This is a genomic window from Kribbella qitaiheensis (assembly GCF_042657745.1).
GTDB lineage: Bacteria > Actinomycetota > Actinomycetes > Propionibacteriales > Kribbellaceae > Kribbella > Kribbella qitaiheensis.
Window position 1 is genome coordinate 39,850 of sequence record NZ_JBHSKE010000074.1, and the last position, 9,691, is coordinate 49,540.

The 9,691-nt window shown below is 63.9% G+C and carries 9 protein-coding genes; 5 read left to right on the forward strand and 4 right to left on the reverse strand.

The genetic code is table 11. The features are described from left to right. The first annotated feature begins 169 nt into the window (after window positions 1-169). Entirely contained in the window at window positions 170-1,573 is a 1,404-nt protein-coding gene (locus ACFPJ1_RS38870; protein ID WP_380111345.1) for an esterase/lipase family protein, read from the forward strand. Here ACFPJ1_RS38870 and ACFPJ1_RS38875 read toward each other — a convergent pair. The 4 genes from ACFPJ1_RS38875 to ACFPJ1_RS38890 all read right to left on the reverse strand — a co-directional run bounded on the left by ACFPJ1_RS38875 (window position 1,557) and on the right by ACFPJ1_RS38890 (window position 6,246). Next, complete coding sequence (locus ACFPJ1_RS38875) at window positions 1,557-2,792, reverse strand: hypothetical protein (RefSeq protein ID WP_380111346.1); 1,236 nt, start codon at window positions 2,790-2,792, stop codon at window positions 1,557-1,559. The genes ACFPJ1_RS38870 and ACFPJ1_RS38875 overlap by 17 nt on opposite strands. Beyond that, window positions 2,789-3,880: a CHAT domain-containing protein gene (locus ACFPJ1_RS38880; protein WP_380111347.1), complete on the reverse strand. Its 1,092-nt coding sequence runs from the start codon at window positions 3,878-3,880 to the stop codon at window positions 2,789-2,791. Before ACFPJ1_RS38880 ends, ACFPJ1_RS38875 begins: the two co-directional genes overlap by 4 nt. Further along, a complete protein-coding gene (locus ACFPJ1_RS38885) occupies window positions 3,877-5,232 on the reverse strand; it encodes an SIR2 family protein (RefSeq protein ID WP_380111348.1) in 1,356 nt (451 codons plus the stop codon). The genes ACFPJ1_RS38880 and ACFPJ1_RS38885 overlap by 4 nt, the downstream gene beginning before the upstream one ends. 336 nt (window positions 5,233-5,568) lie before the next feature. Next, entirely contained in the window at window positions 5,569-6,246 is a 678-nt protein-coding gene (locus tag ACFPJ1_RS38890) for a hypothetical protein (protein ID WP_380111349.1), read from the reverse strand. A 293-nt stretch (window positions 6,247-6,539) separates the two neighbouring features. On the opposite strand from ACFPJ1_RS38890, the gene ACFPJ1_RS38895 reads away from it, so the two are divergent. From ACFPJ1_RS38895 to ACFPJ1_RS38910, 4 genes are all read left to right on the forward strand, one after another. Further along, window positions 6,540-6,860: a transposase gene (locus ACFPJ1_RS38895; protein WP_380111350.1), complete on the forward strand. Its 321-nt coding sequence runs from the start codon at window positions 6,540-6,542 to the stop codon at window positions 6,858-6,860. A gap of 2 nt (window positions 6,861-6,862) precedes the next feature. Then, window positions 6,863-7,519 (forward strand): IS3 family transposase, encoded by a 657-nt coding sequence (locus ACFPJ1_RS38900; RefSeq protein ID WP_380111351.1) that lies wholly within the window; start codon window positions 6,863-6,865, stop codon window positions 7,517-7,519. A 99-nt stretch (window positions 7,520-7,618) separates the two neighbouring features. Next, entirely contained in the window at window positions 7,619-7,897 is a 279-nt protein-coding gene (locus ACFPJ1_RS38905) for a hypothetical protein (RefSeq protein ID WP_380111352.1), read from the forward strand. Next, a complete protein-coding gene (locus ACFPJ1_RS38910) occupies window positions 7,894-9,534 on the forward strand; it encodes a deoxyguanosinetriphosphate triphosphohydrolase family protein (RefSeq protein ID WP_380111353.1) in 1,641 nt (546 codons plus the stop codon). The genes ACFPJ1_RS38905 and ACFPJ1_RS38910 overlap by 4 nt, the downstream gene beginning before the upstream one ends. Window positions 9,535-9,691: the final 157 nt, after the last annotated feature.

The window sequence follows — 9,691 nt, forward strand, 5'->3', positions numbered from 1 at the left end:
TCTGGTCGCCGAGCGAGCTATTCCATTGACCGCTTGGAGATATCGCGCGAGCCTGGAGTAAAGGGCGTACGCGATGGGGCGGGCTGAGCGTCAGACTGTGGCGTTCGCGACGAGCGGGTCGGTTCGTAATTAGACCGCTGTTTGGGGGAGGTGCGAGATGGTGCTGCCGATGAAGGATGTCGTCGTGGTGCTGCCTGGGATAACGGGTAGCCGTCTTCAGAAGGACGGAGCGGACGTCTGGTCGATATCCGCGGGCGGCGTGGCTAGAGCGCTCGTCACGTTCGGCCGCAGCATCAAGCAGCTCGCGATGGAAGACGATGATCCCGAGGCCGAGTACCTCGACGATGGCGTGCGCGACGCGGGCATGTTAGCCGATATCCACCTTCTTCCTGGTCTATGGCGTATCGATGGGTACAGCAAGATCTGCGACACGCTGCTCCGGCAGTTCGAGCTTGTGGAGGGCGCGAACTTCTTCCGTTTCGCGTATGACTGGCGCCGGGACAACCGGGCACACGCGAAGCGCCTGGACCGTCAGAGCCGGCAATGGCTGCGGAATTGGCGCGAGTCCTCGGGCAATGCCGAGGCGAAGCTAGTCTTGATCGCGCACTCTATGGGTGGCTTGGTGGCACGCTACTTCCTAGAGTGTCGCGAGGGCTGGCGTGAGACACGCTCGCTCATAACATTCGGCACGCCATACAGCGGATCGCTCAACGCAGTTGACACTCTTGTGAACGGCTGGCGGAGGAGCATCGGGCCGCTGGAGCTGCTCGACCTCGGCGAAACGCTTCGGACCTTCCCGGCGGTGTACCAATTGCTCCCCATCCACCAGTGCATCGACCTCGGCGACGGCGCCCTACACAGGCTCGCCGACATCAAACCCGCTCTTCCGGGAATGAACGGCGAGCTTGTCACGAACGCCCTGCGGTTCCACCGGGAGATCGAGGACGCAGTGACGAGCCACCGCCAGGACGATTACGAGGGCACCGGCGGATACGACATCCGGCCAATTATCGGCGAATTCCAAGCCACCAACCAGTCTGCGGTCATAGAGGGACAGACTGCGCGGCTTCTGCCGGATCGGGCTGGCGTCGACGAGGGCGGCGACGGGACCGTTCCGCGCCTCTCGTCGGTACCAAAGGAGCTATTCACCTCCCAGCGGAATGTGATGTATGCGGCGTACCGCCATGCCGCCCTCCAGAACGCGGATCCGGTGTTAACACACGTCTACGGGCTAATGCGCGGTGCACCTCCCGACCCGGGGCAGTTCTTCGCTGGTCTCGCGCGCCTCGGGATGGGAATCGCGGATATCCACGACGAGACAACACCCATCCCACTTCAGGTGCGTTGCGACGTCGCAGGCACGTCCGTCCGTGCCGCGGCTGTGGATATCGCAACCGGTACAACGGCGGCAAGCATCACGATCGACGAAGTCGGCGAGGACTGGATCGTGACCGAGTTGCCACCGCTGCCGGCTGGTGACTATCGCATCACGCTCGCAGGCGGCGCCGACGTGATCCCTATTGCAGACGTCTTCACGGTCCTCGGACGGCCGACTGTCATTCCATCGGAGTGATGCTGTGGATGGCACGTAGGTCGCGCATAGCCCACCGGCGAAATAGCGAGTCACCGCTCTCTTGCGCTCGCTCCTGGTAGCTGCGAGCAAGATGTTCCGCCCTCTGTCGTGCCATCTCATAGGGCCGAGCCCCCCAGATCATCTCCGTCTCCAGATAGCGCCACTCGTCCGTGTTCGGCCACGTCTCCCAACCCACGAACGCGTGACCGGGCACAAGCACGATCGCCGGCCGCAATGACATCGCCTCAAGTACGCTGGCCACCAGCACGGTCCCGTCCAGACAGTTCGCCGACTGATAGCGCAGGGTTTCCCGCGGGAGCCGGATCCGCTGGTTGGCCGTGCCATCCTCCGGATCGAAGGCGATAACAGAGTTTACGTAGCCGATTCCGGAATCTCTAAGCGCCTCGAATACGGCCTGGACTTGCGGCTCGACCACATCGCTGCTGCCCTGGTAGCCGCTCAACCGGTGCTCGGGATGCTTAGTCCGTACGACAGGAAGAAGGTCGAGAACCTCGGGCACATTCGGGGTCACGAATGCGCCCAAATAAGGCGTTAGGTCCACCTCGGCGCCCGTCGTCGGGTCATGCACCGACAGCGGTGCTGTACTTCGCGCCAGTAGCCACAGAGGGCAGGTGCGATGCACCTCAACCTTCTCCGAGTCGAGATCCTCGACCAGGACGCTCACCGTCGCTCGGGTGAGCTCCCTGACTGCGGCCAGTTCCGCCGGAAACAAGGTGGGGAGCAGGTCAAACGAATGAGCTTTGCGATCCGGCAATTCGACCGTGTCGATTGCGGGAGCCGAGTAGCCTTCGATCCGGCAGGTGACCCGGATGCGTCGGATCGTTGTCTGCCGGCCTTCCCGTGACGCCTGCTTGACCGTGCAAGACACGAGGGGATGAGTAGCGGCATTTAGAAGGTGGCAGATCGCCGTCGGGAGGTGGGACAAGCGCAATGTGACGACAGCTTCAAGTCCTGTCGACTCCGTTCCGAGGTTGAGATTCGGTCCGGCATTGTCGATGACACGGCCTGCGTCGGCTGCCGCTCGCCGATGGCGCCTGGCCGCGGCGAGTGCCTGCTCCGCCGCGGTGAGTGCGGCCAGGTCCACACCGGCCAAGTCTGGCCCTGCCTCCGGGTCGGCGAACGCCTGGCGGCGCAGCCGCTCGACCGTCTGCCTGGCATCGTACTCATCCTCGGCATGCGCGAGGATCTCGTCGGTCACGGCACGCCCTCCGGCACGAACCGGGTATCCGGGGACCCATAGAGGGTGTAGAACAGCCACGACGGATCGGTGGTATTGGCCTTTTGAAAGTGCTCCTTGGTCGACCGGAGCGCCTCACCGACTGCGAGCCCGTCTGTTAGTAGGCGCTCGTAGAAGACGTGCGCGAACTCTAGAGCCACTGCCTTGCTGATGGGTGCGATGGCACCGACGTATGCCGATGCGCCGCGATCGAAGAACGCCACCGCGATGCCACGCGTTGCTGCCGCACTAGGCGCGGCTGCGCGAGGCGAGCCGCAGGCATTCGCGAACACCAGCGGCCCTGAGGGAGGGAAGTTCAGGGTGGTGGCGAGGTCCTCGTCGATACCGGCGTAGTCGTCCTCCGGATCCAGCGTGAGGTACGGTCTGCCTTGGTCGTCGACGCCACCGTGACAGGTAAGGTGGATAATGTCGACAGACGCGGCGGCCTGAATGTTTTCGAGCCCGGGCCAATTCGCTCCACCATTCGCTGGGAAGCGCTGGACGACCACACCGGACCCCTCGGCGAGCGCGAGCGTGTTCGCCCAGCGACTCACCTGCGGCGTATGCGCGTCAAAGACCCCCGCGCCTAAGAAGCTGGCCGCGTTACGCACCGCATGGCGCGAGTCGGCGTTCACCGGCCCGTTTGGGACTATCGGGAGCCGGGCCACCCGGCAACGCAGGCCCAGGAAGTTCGTGCCGTCGTGCAGCAACTCCCAGGGTACCCACTCTAGCTTGGGAGAGGTGTACACCAGTACGCACGGAGGCTCGATCGCGCCCGCCAGCGCGCTAGTCAAATACTCCCCGACCGGCACCGGCAGCAGGTCTGACCAGTACCGTCGGCATTTAGCCTCTAGGGTGACGCGCGCATTGTCAGCAGCTCCCTGATTGATCTTCGTCATGATGTCGCGGAGCAACCCGTCGACGCCTTCGCGGACCGCCTTGAGGCCGATTCGTGCGGTGACCTGCAGCGGCACTTCGTGCCAGATTCCGGCGCCGAGCAGGTAGAACTGTGCGGGTGCGTCTGGATCCGGGCTGCTGGGCAGGACCATGAGCGAGGCCGCGGCACTCATTGCGGTTCTCCCGACCCGATGTCGCGGGCGGCCGAGGCTAAGTCCGCCGCCGTCGACGAAGACACCACGCCTCGCAGCGACGATGTGCACACGCTGTCGGCGGCCGCGAGCGCGCCGGCGACGACGCCCCATTCGGGATCGAGTTTGGCCGCCTCGTCCGCCACCGCTCTGGCTTGCGACTCGAGGAAGCTGACGACCGACGTCTGGACTGCCGACCCGGCCTGCGATGCCTCGACAACCACCCGGTCCAGCAACTCGGCCACCTCACCGACCCGCCCGGTGGATGGCTCCAAAGTCGCGCGCAGCTTGCTCCGCAGGTCTGCCTCCAGACGCTGCTGGTAGGCCAACTGAGTGCCAATCTGCTCATCGTCTATGCCCGGGAACTGGTGTGACTGGAGCTCGTAGGTAACGGCGCGCGACTTGAGCACCTGTCCCCTGGCAAACTCGGTCTCCAGTTCGTCCTCGCTCAGCGCCTCGACGCCGGGGGTGAGCACATCGGCCGCCTCAAGGGCAGGAAGGCGCAGCAGGTGCAGGGTCAGCCGCCCGAAAAAGTCGTCGGGTCGAGCCCAGTCCCCCCTCCCAACGAGCACAAGCTCCTGGTCTCCGGCGTAGTCCTCGAGGCGCACAAGGTCCGGACTTGCGTGCACCCACCACCACTCGCCTTGTGACCGGCGGCCCAGCCAGCGGTCGATAGGCTGGGGTGGGTCCAACAGGTCGTGGCCGACAACCACCAGATCGCTGGCCATCTGCTTCTTGAACAGCCGGCGCCCATTGTGGAGCGTCGCCTCGATCGCCTCCGGCCCGGCCGGCAGCATGATCTGCCCCACGTCGCCATATAGCTTGACCACCTGCAGCAGTCGTGCCGGAGGCGGGGGCTCGTCCGCTGCCCCAACGACAACCACTGAATAGTCAGAGCCGCGTCGCATGCCCGCTGCGTCAAGGGCCTGCTCCAACAGCGTGTCGACGTTCGTTGTCAGGACGTCACTCACGTATCCACGGAGTACGAGATCGGCCAGATCGCGGTAGAACAACGGCACGGCTACCGACCGATAGAACGGCTGAAGAATCTTGTATCGCTGGACCGGCGTGTGCTCCGCCATCCAGGCGGCGAAGGCACCCTCGAGCTCATCGGTAGTGGAGTTCGGCCACGCCGGCAGGAAGCGGCGGACCTTCTTGGCGTCGGTCTTCTCGAAACGCCCGAAAATACTGCGTGCCATATCGGCATGGCTGGGAACCCCCGCCGCCCGTCCGCAGCCGTCCCCGAGAAAGAACGGATAAGTCCGCGGAGGGTTTGCCGCCGCTGCGTGGCGCATTCTCTCCGCCAGTGCGCCGACTCGCTCAACGCGGATCATTGGTGCCACTCCCACGTTCCACGATTCATGCTGACCAACCCCTCAAACCAGAATGCCCTCAATATCAGGGTTAAGACAACCGCGAAGGGGCTCAGGATTAGAAACCAACCACCCACCGGGGGCCGAGCTTCGTCACGACCGAGGGGCCTCGCACCGTTCTGTCGGGCTCGATGCTCGATGTAGCGACTGTCGGCATTCTCGATCCGTGGAGTCGTTGAAGCTGGTAACTCGGCCCGGCAGCCGCACCGTGTCGCTCTGTTCATTCGGAAAATCAGGTGTTCAAAACTCTGTCGGCCTGGCTACCCGAGCAGGCGTTAGAGAGCGGACGACTCGCCGCTAGCGCCGCACGCGGACACGACAGACCGGCGATGGAGTCCTTCCACCTCCATCCGGTAATGCAGCGCCCCGTGGCGCACGAAGTCCCAGATCCAGGCCCTGAACCGGACCCAGCTCGGGCTGCCGTCGCTCCGGGTTCTTCTGCACGATGTGGAGGCGCCGAGCTCGTACTCGAGGTGGTTTGCGGCCGCCGCGGCCACCGGCGAATCGGGTGGTGTAGACCATCGCGTTGTCGGTGAGCGTGGACACCAGATACTCGTGCTGGCCTGCGGTTCGGCTGAAGGTGTCCAGCACGATCCGGGCGGTGACCCGGACGTGGGCGCTGAGGTGGAGCGCATAGCGGGAGTGATCGTCGAGCCAGGTCAGGATCTCCACGTCCGCCCCGGCGCCGGTCCCGGCGTGGGTCTTGGCGCCGATCGCGGTGGTGAGCCAGTAGTGGGTGAAGTCCGATTGCGAGCACTCGTTGGGCATGGCTGATTCGAAGCGGATGTAGGACGATCTGGGCCGCTTCGCTGGGTCGGGGATGACCGTTCCGTTGCGGACCAGGATTCGGTTGATCGTGGCCCGCGACAGCTTCACCTGGCGGTGATGGTGCAGGTGCCAGCCGATGGTGTCCGCGCCGGCGTCCAGGCCCTGCTCGGTCAGTTCCTTGCGCAGCCGCAACACCAGCTCCACCACGTCGGTCGGCGTCGCGGTCGGACTGGTCAGCGGGCGTCTCGAACGCCGCCTCGCCCTCGACGTCGTGGCGGGCCATCAAACGGCTGATCCACCCCTGGGAGACCCCGTAGGTCCTCGCGACCTCCGACTGCGAGCTACCGGCAACGACCGCTGTGATGACCAGGCGACGCATCGAAATGGCACAGCGTCGAACCCACAGCCCTCACACCCACGCCGCCATTCCGATGTCCTGAGCCACGACATGAATCGCCCCGGGTCTGATGGAGGCTCTCAACCCATGGAGGATCAGAGTGATGGCGGCACCAAGGAAGTGCGGCGACGAGTTGCGTGAGCGGGCCACCCGGATGGCGGTGGAGGCACGTAAGGACCCGGCGACACGGTCGGGAGCTGTCGGTTGGATCGCGGAGCGATTGGGCGTGCACCCCGAGACGTTGCGAGGGTGGGTCCGGCAGGCCGAACTCGACGGCGGAGTCCGATTCGGCACGACCAGTGACGATTCGAAGCGGATCGCGGGCCTCGAGCGGCAGAACCGTGAGCTGAAGCGGGCCAACGAAATCCTGCGAACGGCGTCAGCGTTTTTCGCGGCCGCGGAGCTCGACCGCAAGATCAAGTGACGGTGCCGACAGCGGTGCTGGTCGACTACATCGATCAGCACCGCGACCGGTCCGGGGTCGAGCCGATCTGTGAAGTCCTGGAGTCTGCTGGGACCAGGATCGCCCCGAGCACCTACTACGCCGCGAAGACCAGGCCACCGTCGGCGCGCACCGTGCGCGACGCCGAGCTGGTGCTGGTGATCGGCCAGGTCCACAAGGACAACATCGGCGTCTACAGCGCTCGTAAGGTCCACGCCGAGGTCAACCGCAAGGGCACGAAGGTAGCCCGGTGCACCGTCGAACGACTGATGAAAGCCGCAGGGCTGCGCGGGATCAGCCGGGACAAGACCCGCAAGACCACGACCGGCGACGGCGCCGAGACCGAGCGCCCGGCGGACCTGGTCGAGCGCCAGTTCGCCGCCCAGGCTCCCAACCGACTGTGGGTAGCGGATCTGACCTATGTCCGCACGCACTCGGGTTGGGTCTACGCCGCGTTCATCCTCGACGTATTCTCCCGCATGGTCATGCTCGACCTGGCCACACCGCCGCCGTTACTCAATCGTTACATCGGTCTCTTCCTGGATGCCTACTGCGCCTTCATGGTGGAGAGACCGAAAGGTAGTACCGTCCGAATTGCTGGGCGGTCAGTGGCGGTTGTCCTCGGGGTGGGGACAGCGTAGAGCGGTAGGGGGACTGGGTATGACCGAGGACGGTTTTCTGTGTCGATCGAACCTCAGAGCAACCGAGCTGCATCAGATGCCACAGGTGACGGTGCCGCGATGACGTCGACGATGTCGCGGGCTCGCGCCGAGCTGGCGTTCCTGCGAACGAGCGTCGTGAGCCGCAGCGAAGTGGCGCGGCAGGCTGCGGACGCGATCGAGAGCTACCTTCGGGATCGCGGCCCAAGCGACGGTGGTTCGATCGTTCGCGTCTTGTCGGAGCGGTCGGACGTCTATCTGCCGGCCCCGGCTGTTCAGCAGGCATTACACGAACTGGACCGGACCGGCCGGGTCAAGCGGGACGGCGATGGCCGCTACGACCTGGCGAATCCGAGTTGAGCGGGCCGCAAGTAGCGGAGATCGAGGCGCGCTGCAAGCGCAAGGCAGACGAAGACGACGACGAAACGATCGTCGCCGCCAAGGCTCTCGGCACCGCCGATGCGTACGCCCGTCTGTCACGGCTCAGATATGGCCAAGACTACGACCGCGTCCTGTATTCGAGTGCGTTTCGTCGACTGGATGGAGTCACGCAGGTTGTCGCATCCAATGAGATCCCACTCTTCCACAATCGCCTGACGCATTCGTTGAAGGTCGCGCAAACCGGCGGATTGATTGTCCGGTCAATTCTCGAACAAGATGAAAACCAGCACGCTGTCGCGGAGATAATCACGCTTCACGGAGGCCTGAATCCGCGTGTAGTGCGCGTCGCCTGCCTAGCACATGACCTCGGCCATCCGCCTTTCGGACACATCGGCGAAGAGGCACTGCAGGACATCGTCGACCGACCCCACGAACTGCTTCGCGATTATCCCGAGTCGGCCGGTCCATTGAAGGACGGATTCGAGGGAAACGCGCAGAGTTTCCGCATCGTCACTCGCCTCGCTTTCCGCCAGGCAAGTAAGACCGGCGACAACGTGGGGCTCAATCTCACCCGCGCGACTCTGGCAGCGCTGTCAAAGTACCCATGGTCCCGTAGCGACGGGCGATCGAAGAAAGTCGGCAAGCAGAAGTGGGGCGCCTACGACGATGACTACCCGACTTTGCAGTGGGCGTTGGAAGGTATCGAAACCCGGGATGTGAACTTTCACGGACAGGAGCGCCGCGAGAGTCGATCAATCGAGGCACAGGTGATGGACTGGGCCGACGATATCGCATATGCCGTACATGACATCGAAGACTTCTTTCGGGCAGGCTTGATTCCACTCCATGTTCTCGCCGAAGGCGGGCAAGAGACGAAGGCGTTCGCCTCGTATGCGCTCGGCAGGATTTATAACCGACTCGAAGGAATCCGGGTCGACAAAGGAACCGACAAGGGCGAATTGCTCGATCCCAACAAGATCCGCGATTACTTCGCCCGGGCTCTGAATGACTTTCCCAAGCAAGGCTTCATCGGAAGCGTCGGCAATCGTGCAGCACTGCACACCTTCGCTTCGGCCATTATCAAGCGCGCCACCAGAGACGTCCGGCTCGTCAAGGGCGGCCTGGTGCTCCCCGACGTCGAGTCCTACGTCATCATAGAGATGCTCAAACAGCTCACAGGCTTCTACGTCATTGACCGCGCCTCACTGAGTTCGGCGCAGCGCGGCCAGCAACAGATTCTCGTTAGCTTGGTCCAAGAACTTTGGCAGTGGCTCAGGGACTTCTCGCAGAAAGATGTACCCTCCTACGTTCTCAACGCAGCTGAATTGAGCTCGGACGACGGCGCCAAAGAGAGGACGGAAGAGGCCTACCGACAGGATTGGCGATACCGCAACCTCCCCCCTCGCCTTGTCGACTTCGTTGCTGCCGCTCGTGGCGGGGCTTCTGCCGTCGAGCCAGACGACGATGACGTAGCTCAAGATATGCTCGCCCGGATCCAGCTCAGAGGGGTCATCGACTATGTCTCGTCGCTCTCCGAGACGCAGACCATCGAGCTCCACGAGCGCTTGTCGAGAGGCTGGGGCAGCTCGATGATCGATCCGTGGCTCACTCTATAGCGGGCAGCTCGCGACAATCCTTCGACTCGGACCACGGCCAGCCATTACGGCAACAGTTGACCGATGCCGTGATTTGTGGATTTGTAAACGGGCTCTTCACGATCCAGGGTGTAGTCGGGGCCTGAAGCCACCGGTCTCGAGGAGTGATCTGGCGATG